Origin of the sequence: Jeotgalibaca caeni, assembly GCF_028863945.1 — a bacterium.
Lineage (GTDB): Bacteria > Bacillota > Bacilli > Lactobacillales > Aerococcaceae > Jeotgalibaca > Jeotgalibaca caeni.
In genome coordinates this window covers 18922-33682 of record NZ_JARBEA010000006.1, presented here as the reverse complement: position 1 = coordinate 33682, position 14761 = coordinate 18922, and the positions used below count along the sequence as shown (strand labels likewise).

The window sequence follows — 14761 nt, the reverse complement described above, 5'->3', positions numbered from 1 at the left end:
GCGTATCACACACCTTTTACTTTTTGTTTTTTTGATAGTTTGGCTTCCTATTTTTAATTTCTTCTAGGAATTGTAAGTAATGTTCGTAGCGATAGTCGCTAATCTCACCAGACTGTACCAGTTGTTTGATTCGGCAATTTGGTTCGTTTAAGTGATAGCAACCAGAAAAACGACACTCATCACGGTTCGCTAAAAATTCAGGAAATAAATCTGGTAGGTTTTCTTCTTCAATCTCTTCTAGTTCCACACTACTGAAACCAGGCGTATCTGCAATAAGAGCTTCTCCAATAGGAATCAACTCTACATGACGAGTGGTATGTCGTCCTCTTCCTAAAGAGGCAGAAATTTCACCTGTTTTAAGCGCTAGTTCTGGAAGAATTTGATTCAACAATGTTGATTTCCCTACACCGGATTGACCGATGAAAACGACCGTTCGTTCTCCAAGTTCATCCAGCAACGCATTTACCGCACCGTCTGCTCTTTGATCGGCTAAGAAAACGGTATAACCTAGTTTTTGATAGTCGGATTGATAAGATTTCATCTCTTCGAGTTGTTTTTCGTCCAATAAATCTGTTTTCGTAATATAAATAATCGGGGCAATAAATTGCCCTTCTAAATACACTAAAAACCGGTCTACTAAATAGGTAGAAAAATCTGGCTCTATAGCAGACATGACGATAATTCCCGCATCGATGTTGGCAATCGGCGGCCGAACTAATTCGTTCTTACGGGGAAGAATGGAAACAAGCACACCTTCTTCCATATTTCCACTCTCAAATTCCACAAAATCACCGACTAATGGATTGGTGTCTTTGACCCGAAAGTTTCCTCTACCTCTTGTTTGATAGGTTTTTCCTTCTGAAAACACATAGTAAAACCCACTTAACGCTTTTCTGATTTGACCTTTCTGCAAGGGAACGCCTCCTCTTTATTCGGTTAAGTTTTTCTCTTCCATAATAACTTTTCCATCTCGTTCAACAATATAGGCTCCTGACTCGCCTTCTAGAATCCGGAAGTTCAAGGTCACTTCTTCACTTTCTTCTATATCGAATTCACGAAAAACATCTTCGATGCGGTGATCGGCATCTTGCATATAAATGGTGATGTGGTTCGTTGCCGGAGCAGAACTTTCACTCTCTCCTGATTCTTGACTATTGCCAGTCGACGGTTTAGCAGGAGCTTCGTAAGGAATGGCGATTGTTTTTGAAAAGACCACAATTTCCGGCTCTGCCTTACCTGCAGAAATGGTCACAACCAGCGATTCTCCTTGTGTGAAGTTACTCCGTGGTGGAATGGACTGCGTTATTACCAATCCTTCTGCTACATCGTCAGAGTTTTCTTCTTCGAAGTCAACATCGAGACCATACTCATTGGCAAATCCTTGAACACTTTCACGTGTATAACCGGTTAAATCTTCCATAGTAAATGTTTGTGGCCCCATACTAACGGTTAAAGTAATCGTCGTGTTTTCCGTTAATTCTTCAGAACCTGGCGTCAGGCTCTGATCAATGATGGTGCCACTTGCTGCAGAATCATATTGGTCCACCCGTTCTACCCTAAACCCTAAATCACGCAAGGCATCGCGGACATCTTGATAATTCTCACCTAAATAGTCTTCAATAACGACAGGTGCGGGGCCTAAGCTGACATATAAATCAACTTCCGTCTCCGGTGGAACCGGATCTCCTGCTTCTGGATTGGTTCGAATCACGTATCCTTCTTCAATCTCTTCGTCGTGTTCCTCAATGGTTTCCCCTACTCCAAGCCCCGCTTCTTCCAATAGAGACTTCGCTCTATTTTCCGTCACATTTGAAATCGTTGGTACCGCGATGTCTTCTGGTTCTTGATTCATGACGAGCGTCATGATGAATACTCCAATCGCCAAAAAGAGGAACAAAAGTCCAAATAAGAAACCACGTTTTTTCGAACGATTTGCTTTCCCGTTTTGACGTTCTTTTTTCTTCTTTGGTTCTTTGACTACTTCTTCTGTCACTTGAGCTGCCGATACAGGTTGTACCGAACTGGCAGGAATTTTAACAGGTTCTAAGACTTTTGTTTCTTCCAACATCGCTGCTGGTGCAAACTGTGATTCGTGCGCTCTTTGAGGGCTCAACGCTGTTTCTAAATCCATCAACATCTCATCACAGGAACCATATCGGTCAGCCGGTTCTTTTGCGCTAGCTTTTAAGATCACATTTTCTAAGCTTTGCGGCACATGTGGGTTCTTCTCGCGTACGGTTGGCATGGGTTCTTGGAAATGTTTTAACGCAATCGAAACGGCAGACTCTCCGTCAAAAGGAACTTCTCCGCTCAAGAGTTCATATAACACAATACCAAGTGCATAAATGTCTGATTTAACGGTGGTGACACTTCCCCGGGCTTGTTCAGGTGAAATATAATGAACCGACCCTAATAACGTATTGGTTTGAGTAATGGAGGTATCGGATAGAGCTACCGCAATCCCAAAATCGGTTACCTTAATCGTATTGTCTCGATCAATCAATAAATTTTGCGGTTTAATATCGCGGTGAATGATCCGATTTCGATGAGCAAGTGCCATTGCGGACAACACTTGGCTCATGATATGGACCGCGTCTTCTGGCGTTGCTTGCCCTACCGTTTGGATGTACTGCTTCAAATCAGTTCCTTCTACGTACTCCATAACGATGTACTGCTGTCCGTCTTCTTCGTCTACATCATATACACCGACAATGTTTGGATGGATAAGTTGCGTAACGGACAGCGCTTCTCTTTGGAAGCGTCTCAGTGCTTCCCGATTATTCTGGAAATCGTAGCGAAGAACTTTTACTGCTACGTCACGGTCCAAGATTAAGTCGTGTCCTAAATAAACGTTAGACATTCCACCTGAACCGATCAATCTCTTAATCTTGTAGCGTTCTCCTATTTTTTTACCGATTTCAATCAACTTTATCCCTCCTCTTTTTCGATGAAATGAGCGATTAAAACAGATATATTATCTGATCCCCCTGCTTCATTAGCCATTTCGATTAGTTTTGTTACTTTATCAGGCAAGCTCATCCAATCTTTGAGCACACGTTTCAGCCCTTCTTCATCCACCAAATTCGACAAGCCGTCTGTACAAAGAACCAAAAAGTCATTCTTTTTGATAGGGACAGAAGTCAGATCAATTTGAATTTTTTCTCTATTTCCCATTGAACGAGTGACGATGTTCTTTTGGGGATGGTTTTTTGCTTCCGTTTCAGATAATTCCCCAGATTTTACTAACTCATTCACGAGGGAATGGTCTTCCGTTAATTGTTTGAGTTGATAATTGCGGTATAAATAGGCACGGCTATCGCCAATATGCGCTACCACCAATTCTCCTGCAACTACTGCAGCAGCAACAAGTGTTGTTCCCATGCCATCTAAGTCAACGAAATCGAGTGATTTTTGGAATATTAACTGATTTACCTTTTGAATGGTCGTTAAGAACCAGGAAGAAACGGACTCTGCTTGGGAAAAAGAAGTTTTCTTCCATGCTTCGCCCAAGTGTGAGACGGCCATCTCACTTGCTACGTCTCCTGCTTGGTGTCCACCCATACCATCACAAATCAGCATCAACGGCTGATTCTGTTGATTCTTGAACCAACTCACATAATCTTCATTCATTGATCGATTCTTTCCTATGTCACTTCCATAAGCAATCTGCATCGTGTTATTCTTCTCCTCTACTACTCAGCTTTTCCATCACGCAGATAAAGAAGCCATCCGTCGTGAAGTCATCCGGATAAATCTGGATTTGGCCTTTCTCGGTTACTATTTCATTCGGCAAGAGAGTTGCATCCACTGGTTTTAGCTGCATATTTTGGTGTTGCTCTAAAAAGGCTTCTACTGTTTGTTGGTTTTCTGTTCGGGCTAACGTACACGTACTATAAACCAGGCGTCCGCCTTGCTTCAGCAAAGGCTCGACTGCTGTTAAGATTTGTAACTGTTCCTTGTGCAGGGCTTCGATGGCCTCTCTTTGGACGCCGTATTTGATTTCAGGCTTTCTTCTCATCAGCCCGAGACCAGAACAGGGAGCATCTACAAAAATGACATCAAACGAAGCGGGCTCGAACTGGGAAGCTACTTCTTTTGCGTCTAACAAATGAGTTCTCACTCGATTGGATACATTCATACGTGTCGCGTTTTGTTCGATCAAATTAATTTTATGCTCATGGATATCTAGGGCATGAACCACCCCGCCCTTTTCCTCATCTAAGAAACTGGCCATGTGCATTGTTTTTCCACCCGGAGCCGCACAAGCATCAAGGATATGGTCTTGTTCCTTCACTCCACCCAATAAAGCTACTAGCTGGCTAGATTCATCTTGAATGGTGATTTTCCCTTCTCTAAAGGGAGCCGTGTGTGTTACTCGTCCCGTTATGACTCGTAGTCCAACTGGAGAAAGCGGACTTTTTACAGTTTCAACGCCCTCTTCTTTTAAGTCGTCCATGATTTGGTCTATCTCATCAGGATTTTGAATCCGCAGGGCAATGAAAGGCTTCTCGAGTAACGAGAGCAGCATTTTTTCTGTTTTTTCAAAACCATTTTGTTCCGTGAAGTAATCAACGAGCCATACTGGTACACTCGCTTGAACACTTAGTCTTTCGTTTGGCTTCTCAATTGTTGCCGGGTCTTTCAAGTCTTTTCGTTGAACGTTTCGTAAAATTCCATTTACCAGCTTCACGATTCCTGCATGACCTTTGTCCTTAGCAATTTCTACCGCATCATACAAAATGGCATGATCAGGAATTTTATCCAAGTAAACCATTTGGTAGACCGACAGGCGCAATAAATTGAGGACCCACTTCTCCATTTTCTGAGGTTTTTGGATAAATAGTGATAGTCCGTAATCAAGAGCCAATCGTCGCTGCGTTACCCCGTACACCAATTCTGTCAGAAGCCCTGCATCTTGAACGGACAGGGTTTCTTTCTCAATGGTTGCATTCAACAAAAGGTTGGAATAAGCGCCCTCTGTCTCAATTGCCTGTAGCACTTCCATCGCTAAATAGCGAGGAGAGTGCGTAATTTTATTGTTTTTTTTACGAGCCATTTTATTCAAATCCTATCTGTTGGATCGCCGTCATGTCGACTCCATTAATGAAGTTCGTTGCGGACATCTGTTTCTTGCCAGCAGGCTGTAATTCTGTGATTTTCAAAACGGTTTGTTCTCCACACGCTACATAAATGGCATGCTTGTCAAAGTCTACAATCGTACCAGGGGAGCTGGCAGAACGGTCTTCTACTGCTTCAGCTTGCCAAATTTTGCAACGTCCTCCGTCTAAGTAGGCGTGAGCAACCGGCCACGGACGCATCCCTCGAACTTGATTCGCAATTTGAGTCGCAGTTTTCTGCCAGTCAATGCGTTCTTCTTCTGGTTTGATATTCGGTGAAAACGTAACCTTCTCTTCTTCTTGCTCGACTGGTGTGATTTCTCCAGCAAATAGAGCTGGCAAAGTCTCCATCAGCAAGTCTCTGCCCAGTAAGCTTAACTTTTCAAACATAGAAGCGACATCGTCATTCGATTCAATCGGAATCCTTCTCTGAGCCAAAATAGCTCCTGCATCCATCTTCTTCTCCATATACATAATGGAAATTCCGGTTTCTTTCTCTCCATCTATGATGGCATAGTGGACCGGCGCCCCACCACGGTACTTTGGCAACAAAGAAGCATGAACATTAATGGAACGATGAACTGGTGCTTTGAGCAACTTGGTTGGCAAAAATTGTCCGTACGCTGCCGTCACAATCAAATCCGGCTTCAAGGCAATCAACTTGTCCAATTCTTTTGAACCAGATAGTTTTTCTGGTTGATAAACGGGGATATTCCTTGCTACCGCTGCCTCTTTAACGGGTGTCGGAGTCAATACCCGCTTACGACCAACTGGACGGTCTGGCTGTGTAACGACAGCAATTACTTCATATTCACTTTCACATAGTGCTTCTAGAATCGGAACAGAAAAACCAGGTGTCCCCATAAAGATAATTCGTTTCATTGTTTCGGTGCCGTTCTTCCGTCTGGAAGCACGGCACCTTCTCTCCTTTCAAATCAGCCTTCTTCACATTAGAAGAAATTAATCGGCTCGGTATCAATCGAGATATATAATCCTTTTGCATTTTCTTGCTGGGAATCATCCAGTATCTTTTTCAAAACCGCATGTAAATGTGGTTCTTTTTTATACTTGATTAAAATCTGAAAATAGTAACGGTTATTCATTTTGGCAATGGAACTCTTGGAAGGTCCAAGCACAATCGTTTGTTCTCCCATTGACTTCCTGATTAGTGCATTAATCTCGTAAATCTTTGCTTGGGCTTTTTTTTCGTCCAAGTCACTTACGGTTACTTGGGTTGTGAAATAGTATGGTGGATAGCCGCCTTGATGTCTAAGCGCCATTTCCTGAAGGAAGAATCCATCATAGTTATGCCTTTGTGCATAGCGTATGGCATAGTGATCGGGATTAAAAGTTTGAACGACCACTTCTCCTTTTAAGGTAGAACGACCTGCCCGGCCACTCACTTGTGTAAGAAGTTGGAAGGTTTTTTCAGACGAACGAAAGTCCGGTAAGCTCAGGGACGTATCCGCGTTAATAACACCAACTAGTGTTACATTCGGAAAGTCCAGGCCTTTCGCAATCATCTGCGTGCCCAAGAGAATATCAGCTTCCCCTTTTCCAAAGGCAGACAATAACTTCTCATGAGCCCCTTTCTTACGCGTTGTATCGACATCCATCCGAATAATACGCGCCGTCGGGAATAGTTGGTTTAATTCTTTCTCAATCTTCTGCGTACCGGTACCGTAGTAACGGAACTGATGGCTCCGACATTTTGGACAATGATGCGGCACAGCTTCTTGGTGACCGCAGTAATGACACTTCATTTCTTTATTATCCATGTGGAATGTCAAGCTGATGTCGCAATTTGGGCACTCCAATACAAACCCACAATCGCGGCACATGATAAAGGAAGAATACCCGCGACGGTTCAATAGTAATACGGTTTGCTCTTTTTTTGCGATTCGATCATTTATTTTATCCTGCAAAATACGAGAAAAGTTCCCGCGGTTATTATCTTGAAACTCATCCCGCATATCAATCACTTGAACTTCTGGCAAGTCCAATTGATTCGCACGCTCGGTCAATTCCAGCAGTGTATAAACATTCTTCTTAGCGCGTGATCTGGATTCTAATGACGGCGTTGCACTCCCTAGAACAACTGGACATTGATGATAGGTTCCGCGGTGAATCGCAACATTCCGTGCATGATATTTTGGATTCTCTTCCTGTTTATAGGTCGTTTCGTGTTCTTCATCAATAATCACGATACCTAAATTTCCTACAGGTGAAAAAATGGAAGACCGAGCACCGACCACAACATTCGCTTCGCCACGTTTAATCTTCCGCCATTCATCGTACTTTTCACCCGCGGAAAGACCACTATGCATAACCGCAACATTCTCACCGAAACGTCCTTTGAATTGATGAACCATTTGAGGAGTGAGGGCAATTTCTGGAACAAGCATCAGAGCTGTTTTACCTTTTCCTAGTACTTCACCAATCAATTGCATATAGACTTCCGTCTTCCCACTACCGGTGATGCCTTTCAGTAAAAATACTTCATGGCGGTTCTCATCGATTGCGGCTTTCATTTGTTCGAAAGCTTGGGCTTGTCCATCATTTAGAACTTTGGCTTCTGTTTTTTCAAAGGTATACGAAGACATAGGATCACGATACACTTCTCGTTCTACTTCTTGCAGCCATTTCTTCTCCACACCCACTTGTAAGGTTTGTGTCGAGAGATCATACTGTTCCTTAAACTCTTTGGCAGTCAGTACTTCGCCTTCTCGTTCTGCGATCGCCTGTAGTAATTTTTTTTGTTTCTTCGCATTTTTGGAGAGTCCAGCTAACTCTTCTTCCAACTGTTCCCAATCTAAGGATGCACGATAGCCTTTTACTTTTTTGACCTTGGCTTGATTCTTAACGATGTAGCGAATATCAACGAGCCCTTCTTTCCGCCACTTCAGCAACTGGGGAATGGCGTTTCTTTCAACAGCTCGGTCCCATGATAGACTCTCCGCTCCTTCAAACAGCTCTTCCAATGATTTTTCATCAAACTCATCCGTCAGGTAAAATTCTTTTTCGTATTTTGCTTTCATTACGGGAGGAAGCATGGTTTGGTAACAGTGAATGCGAAAGGCATAGACTGAATCTGCCATGTCTTCGCCTAATGCTAATAATTCTTCATTTAATACAGGTTCCAAATCGAGCGGTCGAATAATTTCCTTTAGATCACCATCGAAACTGGAATGGTCGACAATATCAACGATAAATCCTTGAATATGACGCGGGCCAAAAGGTACTTCCACTCGCATCCCTTTTTCTAACTGATTTACGAGTTCAGGAGGAATTTGGTAATCGAATGGTTTATTCGTCTGCATAACAGGAACGTCCACTACTACTTTTGCAACTTGCTTCAAAATTTTTCCTCCTTCGCTAGTGTTTCCATTATTCATTTTACTAGATATCAATAATAAAGTCTTCCTTATTTTTATTTCTCATTTCATACAAAAAAGGAAAAACTGCCGCTTTTGATAGTCAAAAACAGCAGTTTCTCTTTTTATGGTTTATTTAGTCTTTCTGAATCTTAATTTCACCAGCTGCAATCTCTTCTAGAGCACGACCGACGTGTTTATGGGACTTGTATTCTTCTACTAATGGTTCTGCTTGGTTGTGTAGCTCATGAGCACGCTTTGCAGCTAGAATAACCATTGAATATTTGGAATCAACTTGATGTAATAATTTATCAATTGATGGATATAGCATCATTTTCTCATCACTCCTTTTCTGGTTTTTCTTTCGATTCGAGGATACGAGAAACTTTTAGATGTTCACTTTGAATAATTGCTAAAACTTTTTTAACGGCATTTTCAACGGTGTCATTTTCTACCGCATAATCATAATAACGCATTAAATTTAACTCTTCAACGGCTTTTTCCATCCGTTGGCGAATTGCTGGGGATTCATCTGTCCCACGATTTTGAATACGAGCCTCTAACTCAGTCATATCCGGCGGTGTCAAGAAAATGAAAATTCCATCTGGCATGCGCTCTTTCACTTGCATAGCGCCTTGAACTTCAATTTCCAAGAAAATGTCTTTTCCAGAGTCTAATGTTTTTTGCACATAATCGATTGGCGTTCCGTAATAATTTCCTACATACTCGGTATATTCAAGCAATTCCCGCTTTTCAATCATTTGTTCGAATTCTTCTTTTGTCTTAAAGAAATAATCTACTCCGTCCACTTCACCGACACGTTTATTCCGTGTTGTTGCAGAAATTGAGTACATGAATTCGCGTTCTCCTTGTGAAAAAATCGCTTCTCTAACGGTTCCTTTACCTACACCTGAAGGTCCCGATAAAACGATTAATAAACCCTTTTCGGTCATTCGTTAACCCACCATCCATCTATAATCTAACCCATGGCTCTTCGCCATTTTTGTTTCCAATTAGTGTAACACAAATAAGTCAAAGAGAAAACTCAACGGACTAGATTCACAATAAATTTTCATTTTCTTTTCATTTAATAGAACATAATAAGAAAAGGCAGGACATTACTCCCGCCTTTCTTATAATCTTTAGCTGATTCCCATATCCTTGACTTTCATCATTCGAACGATCGAAGAACGTTCATTTTCTTCTAGTTTCATTTGGATATAGCGAATGGTTTCTTGTAGTTGAGGAATCATTCGATATTCTAGTGCATTTACGCGTCTTCTGGTTTTTTCAATTTCATCTGCCATCAGCTGGCAGGTTTTCTCTACTTCGCTTAATTCCAGCAATTTAGGCAAGACTCCTTCGATTCGTTCGATTGCATTATCCAGTTCACTGCTTGAATTCAAGTAGCCGTATTGAATATCAGAAGAAACCTCTGCTTCTTTCACTTCAAAATCCATTTGCGGCACAATGACACTCATGATGTTTCTTTCATGAATGTTTAGTTCCACATTCGTTTCCGCACCAACGAATAGCTCTTCAATAAATGATTCATTGATTAAAGATTTCGCTACTACGAATTCACGCATGGATTCTGTTAATTGCTGCTCCACTTCATCACGAAGTTGATTGTTCTTCTTAATTAGAGAAATAAACTGACGCATCAACTCATCTTGCTTATCTTTTAGGAGCTTATGTCCCCGGGTAGAAAGCTGTAGTCGATCTTTTAAGTTCGACAGCTCCATCCGGGTCGGTTTCACATTTAATCGGGCCATCGGATTACTCTCCTTCCGGCATGAACGCTTCAATCATCTCATTCTTAATTCGTTTCAATTCAGTACGCGGCAGAATGGACAATAATTTCCAACCTAAGTCCAATGTTTCTTGAATCGTACGATTCGTGTAGAAGCCTTGGTTAACGTACTCTTCCTCAAAACGATTGGTAAACTCTACATACAGTTTATCAACTGGTGAAAGAGCTGATTCACCTAAGATTACTGCCAACTCTTTTGCTTGTTTTCCTTCCGCATAAGCCGCAAACAACTGGTTCATTGTAGCTGCATGGTCTTCACGCGTTTTGCCCGGTCCTGTTCCTTTATCCTTCAAACGAGACAAGGAAGGAAGAACATCAATCGGTGGTTTCACACCGGCATTGTATAGATCACGAGAAAGGATAATTTGTCCCTCTGTGATATAACCGGTCAAGTCAGGAATTGGATGCGTAATGTCATCTTCTGGCATGGATAGGATTGGAATTTGCGTTACCGATCCTTTGCGACCAATTAAACGCCCTGCACGTTCATACAAGGTGGATAAATTGGTATACAAGTAACCAGGATAACCACGACGTCCAGGTACTTCTCTTCTTGCTGCAGAAATTTCACGTAAAGCTTCACAGTAGTTTGTCATATCTGTCAAGATTACGAGTACATGCATTCCTTTTTCGAAGGCCAGGTATTCTGCAACGGTCAAAGCCATTTTAGGAGTAGCAATCCGCTCGATAGCCGGATCATCTGCTAAGTTTACAAACATAACAGAACGATCAATTGCTCCAGTTTCACGGAAATCGTTCATGAAATATTCAGCTTCTTCAAACGTAATTCCCATTGCACAAAATACAACAGCAAAGTTTTCATCGCTGTTTAGCACGGTAGCTTGTCGAGCAATTTGAGAAGCTAACTCTTTATGAGGGAGTCCAGAACCAGAGAATACGGGTAGCTTTTGTCCACGTACTAATGTGTTCAGATGGTCAATCGCAGAAATCCCCGTTTGGATAAACTCATCGGGGTAGTCACGTGCCACTGGGTTGATTGGTTGACCATTCACATCTAAGGAAGCTTCAGGAATAATATCTGGACCGCCGTCGATTGGCCGTCCCATTCCATCAAATACGCGCCCTACCATATCTTCCGATACATCAATCGATAGAGGTTTCCCTCTGAAACGCACTTTTGTATCTTTAATATTGATTCCTGCAGGACCTTCAAAGATTTGTACCATTGCCTTGTCTCCAGAAACTTCCAGAACTTGACCAGTACGTATCTCGCCATTTTGCATTTGAATTTCAACTAACTCATCGAACTTAACCCCTTCGATTTGTTCGACAGCCATCAGAGGGCCGACGACTTCTGTTACAGTTTTATATTCTTTAAGCATTTTTCGTCATTCCTCCTTCAGCAAGAATGTTCCGTAGGGTTTCTTTCATATCTGTTTTGATTTGTTTCATTTCTTCTAAGCGATTTTCTGGGATGAACTTACTACGAGCAATTTGGTCACGTAAGTTTTCTGTTCCATCCATAATTTCTTGGAAGTAGGCACCAAGACGCATCGCTTCTCGTGCTTCTTCTTCAAAACCTAAGATCAATTCTAGCATTAATTGTTGTTTTTCTTGAGACGTGTAAGTATCTACATCATCAAAAGCATTTTGTTGAAGGAAATCTTCTCGAATCATTTCAGCAATTGCCATTGTCATCCGGTCTTTTTCAGATAGAGACTCAATTCCGACTAAACGAACAATTTCTTCAAGTTCTGATTCTTTTTGTAAGAGATTCATTGCATGTTCAACTTTTTTCGACCAATCTGTCCCTGTATGAGAATCCATATAGGTACCTACTTCCGTATTATAGAGCGAATAGGAAGTTAACCAGTTTACAGACGGGAAGTGACGTCTTTGCGCCAAGGAAGCGTCCAAAGCCCAGTATATTTTTACAACACGCAAAGTGTTTTGAGTAACCGGCTCAGAAGTATCTCCCCCTGGAGGTGAAACCGCACCGATAGCAGAAATGCTTCCTTCACGTTTTTCACTTCCAAGTGCAATTACTCGGCCAGCTCGTTCGTAGTATTCAGCGATTCGGCTTCCCAAGTATGCTGGATATCCTTCATCCCCAGGCATTTCTTCCAAACGACCAGACATTTCACGCAACGCTTCTGCCCATCTAGATGTAGAGTCTGCCATGATTGCTACGTTATAGCCCATATCACGGAAGTATTCCGCAATGGTGATTCCAGTATAGATGGATGCCTCACGAGCCGCTACGGGCATGTTAGAGGTATTTGCGATCAAGATGGTTCGTTCCATCAGCGATTCACCAGTATTCGGGTCAATCAACTCTGGAAACTCGTTCAGTACATCGGTCATTTCGTTCCCACGTTCCCCGCAACCTACGTAAACAACGAGATCAACGTCCGCAAATTTAGCGATTTGGTGTTGTACAACTGTTTTACCAGCTCCAAATGGTCCAGGAACAGCAGCTGATCCTCCTTTTGTAATAGGGAAAAAGGTATCAATAACCCGTTGCCCTGTAAACAAAGGGGTATGTGGATTTAATTTTTGTTGAATCGGACGACCACGACGTACGGGCCATTTTTGCATCATAGTAAATTCTTTAACATCTGTTTCTGTTTGGATTGTATAAACGACTTCATCCAAACGGTAATTGCCGCTGTTGATGGAAACAATTGTTCCTTCAACGCCATAAGGCACCATAATCCGGTGTTGAATAACTTTGGTTTCTTGTACGGTTCCTACGATATCGCCGGCAACGACTTGATCACCAGCTTGTTTGGTCGCTACAAATTCCCATTCTCTAGTCCGGTCCAGTGGATCTACGTGCGTTCCACGTACTAAGTAATTACTGTTTGAAATGGCCTTAAATGTGTTCAGTGGACGTTGAATCCCATCAAACATTTGTGAAACAATTCCAGGTCCCAATTCAACTGACAATGCTTCTCCTGTCGTTACAACTGGTTCTCCTGGTCCAATACCTGAAGTCTCTTCATATACCTGAATGGAGGCAACATCTTTCCGCATTTCAATAATTTCACCGATTAGGCCTAATTCTCCTACTCGACAAATATCTTGAATGTTTGCGTTCTCCATGCCTTCTGCCATGACTAAAGGACCGGAAACTTTAATTATTTTTCCATTTTTCAAATAAGTTCCCTCCCAAATTTATAAAATGTTCTGTCCAACCGCTTTTTCCACATTATCTTGAATTCGATTTTTGCCGATTCCTAATGAACCTTTATGATTTGGAATTAAGATAATGGCTGGGGTAAGCATCGCATCGTACCGTTTGATGGTATCTGGAATTTCAGCAGCGAGTGCTTCAGTCAGATAAATGATGCCGTATTTCTCTCCAGCTAAGCGGTCAATGGTTTCTCTTGCATCTGCAGGTGTACTAGAAGCAAATACCGAGAACCCGAGTATCTTAAAAGGGAGGATGGAATCTCTATCACCGACTACGCCTATTTTATGAGCCATAAACTTGTCGCACCCTCTCTCTTAATGTTCCTTCTTCAATATCATTGTCCTTGCCTACTAATAAGAGACGCAGATTCGTAACTTCTGTTTCTTTTGCATATAAGTATCCTAAAACTGGCATTGGGCCAAATGGCTGGTATAGCCCTTCTGAAACAACTTCATGGATAAGGTCATCCATGAGTTTATCTAGTTTCAACGTATCGATTTCTTTGTTATCGACAATAACAGATTCTAACTGATTGCCATAAGGCTTCCCGCTATATAGATTGCGCAAGAGCACGATAGGACCATTTATTAATTCATCCATAATCGCCTGTTTAGGAATCGAACCGGCTGAAGACAAGATCGCGTATAAGTGACTGCGCGGTTTCCCTTGATTGGTGCTGCGAACGACAGAACTTAGATTATAGAGATCAATAATTGTGTCTGTAATATTCGTAATGGAAGAATCGTCTACGCGATTGGTAATGTCTCGCAGATGACGGAAGTAGTACGTATCCATATAAACCGTTACGGCTTCTATTAATTCTCTCTCTTCATAATCATATTTTGCCATTTGAATCGCTTCTACCATAATCGGATGGGCTTGATCACTTTCACCCGTTTCAACTAAAGTCTTCAACGATTCCAGACTTTGACGGCCAATTGGAATGAGTAAATGCTCTAAATCTTCACCTAAGAAATGTTGTTTCAGTAAAACCTTTAGATTGTGATACGTATAGCGCAATGTAAATAATTCAATGATTTCCGGATCTGGAACGATTTCGAATAAATCTTGATATACATCAGCTAAGTGTTTCAACAAGAACTCATTGATGTTTTTCGTACGGAGTACTTCTTCGCGGTCGAAGTCATACTCGGTACCATTCAAAACATCCAGCGCTTGACTCAAGTTACTGGCTTTCAAGATTCGCTCCATCTCTTCTGATTTCAAGAGTCGGAGCTCGTAAGTCCGGATTAATGTATTGATTCCTTTGTAATCAATATCTTTCATTCATCCTTCACCC

13 protein-coding genes are annotated in these 14761 nt (G+C 41.8%); all 13 read right to left on the bottom strand.

Going from position 1 to position 14761, the window contains the following annotated elements; genetic code table 11:
* Window positions 1–16: 16 nt before the first annotated feature.
* Complete coding sequence (gene rsgA, locus PVE40_RS02200; RefSeq protein ID WP_274730234.1) at window positions 17–913, bottom strand: ribosome small subunit-dependent GTPase A; 897 nt, start codon at window positions 911–913, stop codon at window positions 17–19.
* Window positions 914–928: 15 nt separating this feature from the next.
* Window positions 929–2926 carry a Stk1 family PASTA domain-containing Ser/Thr kinase gene (gene pknB / locus PVE40_RS02195; RefSeq protein WP_274730233.1) on the bottom strand — a complete coding sequence of 666 codons (1998 nt, stop codon included), beginning with the start codon at window positions 2924–2926 and terminating at the stop codon, window positions 929–931.
* A gap of 2 nt (window positions 2927–2928) precedes the next feature.
* Window positions 2929–3672: a Stp1/IreP family PP2C-type Ser/Thr phosphatase gene (locus tag PVE40_RS02190; RefSeq protein WP_274730232.1), complete on the bottom strand. Its 744-nt coding sequence runs from the start codon at window positions 3670–3672 to the stop codon at window positions 2929–2931.
* 4 nt (window positions 3673–3676) lie between these two features.
* Window positions 3677–5056 (bottom strand): 16S rRNA (cytosine(967)-C(5))-methyltransferase RsmB, encoded by a 1380-nt coding sequence (gene rsmB, locus PVE40_RS02185; RefSeq protein ID WP_274730231.1) that lies wholly within the window; start codon window positions 5054–5056, stop codon window positions 3677–3679.
* 1 nt (window position 5057) lies between these two features.
* Window positions 5058–5999 carry a methionyl-tRNA formyltransferase gene (gene fmt, locus PVE40_RS02180; protein ID WP_274730230.1) on the bottom strand — a complete coding sequence of 314 codons (942 nt, stop codon included), beginning with the start codon at window positions 5997–5999 and terminating at the stop codon, window positions 5058–5060.
* A gap of 68 nt (window positions 6000–6067) precedes the next feature.
* A complete protein-coding gene (gene priA, locus PVE40_RS02175; protein WP_274730229.1) occupies window positions 6068–8476 on the bottom strand; it encodes a primosomal protein N' in 2409 nt (802 codons plus the stop codon).
* 151 nt (window positions 8477–8627) lie between these two features.
* On the bottom strand, window positions 8628–8825 hold the full coding sequence (gene rpoZ, locus PVE40_RS02170; RefSeq protein WP_274730228.1) for a DNA-directed RNA polymerase subunit omega: 198 nt from the start codon (window positions 8823–8825) through the stop codon (window positions 8628–8630).
* Window positions 8826–8832: 7 nt separating this feature from the next.
* The gene (gene gmk, locus PVE40_RS02165) at window positions 8833–9444 is read right to left on the bottom strand and encodes a guanylate kinase (protein WP_274730227.1); all 612 of its coding nucleotides are present in this window, start codon (window positions 9442–9444) and stop codon (window positions 8833–8835) included.
* A gap of 189 nt (window positions 9445–9633) precedes the next feature.
* Window positions 9634–10266 (bottom strand): V-type ATP synthase subunit D, encoded by a 633-nt coding sequence (locus PVE40_RS02160; RefSeq protein ID WP_274730226.1) that lies wholly within the window; start codon window positions 10264–10266, stop codon window positions 9634–9636.
* A gap of 4 nt (window positions 10267–10270) precedes the next feature.
* On the bottom strand, window positions 10271–11647 hold the full coding sequence (locus PVE40_RS02155) for a V-type ATP synthase subunit B (protein WP_274730225.1): 1377 nt from the start codon (window positions 11645–11647) through the stop codon (window positions 10271–10273).
* On the bottom strand, window positions 11640–13424 hold the full coding sequence (locus tag PVE40_RS02150) for a V-type ATP synthase subunit A (RefSeq protein ID WP_274730224.1): 1785 nt from the start codon (window positions 13422–13424) through the stop codon (window positions 11640–11642). Before PVE40_RS02150 ends, PVE40_RS02155 begins: the two co-directional genes overlap by 8 nt.
* Before the next feature lie 18 nt (window positions 13425–13442).
* Window positions 13443–13754 carry a V-type ATP synthase subunit F gene (locus PVE40_RS02145; RefSeq protein WP_274730223.1) on the bottom strand — a complete coding sequence of 104 codons (312 nt, stop codon included), beginning with the start codon at window positions 13752–13754 and terminating at the stop codon, window positions 13443–13445.
* On the bottom strand, window positions 13744–14748 hold the full coding sequence (locus PVE40_RS02140; RefSeq protein WP_274730222.1) for a V-type ATPase subunit: 1005 nt from the start codon (window positions 14746–14748) through the stop codon (window positions 13744–13746). The genes PVE40_RS02145 and PVE40_RS02140 overlap by 11 nt, the downstream gene beginning before the upstream one ends.
* Window positions 14749–14761: the final 13 nt, after the last annotated feature.

What these genes read in the sequence shown, in the direction of transcription:
- rpoZ (WP_274730228.1), bottom strand. Translation starts at nt 8,825, where the DNA reads ATGATGCTATATCCATCAATTGATAAATTATTACATCAAGTTGATTCC.
- PVE40_RS02155 (WP_274730225.1), bottom strand. Translation starts at nt 11,647, where the DNA reads ATGCTTAAAGAATATAAAACTGTAACAGAAGTCGTCGGCCCTCTGATG.
- PVE40_RS02160 (WP_274730226.1), bottom strand. Translation starts at nt 10,266, where the DNA reads ATGGCCCGATTAAATGTGAAACCGACCCGGATGGAGCTGTCGAACTTA.
- gmk (WP_274730227.1), bottom strand. Translation starts at nt 9,444, where the DNA reads ATGACCGAAAAGGGTTTATTAATCGTTTTATCGGGACCTTCAGGTGTA.
- PVE40_RS02145 (WP_274730223.1), bottom strand. Translation starts at nt 13,754, where the DNA reads ATGGCTCATAAAATAGGCGTAGTCGGTGATAGAGATTCCATCCTCCCT.
- PVE40_RS02140 (WP_274730222.1), bottom strand. Translation starts at nt 14,748, where the DNA reads ATGAAAGATATTGATTACAAAGGAATCAATACATTAATCCGGACTTAC.
- PVE40_RS02190 (WP_274730232.1), bottom strand. Translation starts at nt 3,672, where the DNA reads ATGCAGATTGCTTATGGAAGTGACATAGGAAAGAATCGATCAATGAAT.
- fmt (WP_274730230.1), bottom strand. Translation starts at nt 5,999, where the DNA reads ATGAAACGAATTATCTTTATGGGGACACCTGGTTTTTCTGTTCCGATT.
- rsmB (WP_274730231.1), bottom strand. Translation starts at nt 5,056, where the DNA reads ATGGCTCGTAAAAAAAACAATAAAATTACGCACTCTCCTCGCTATTTA.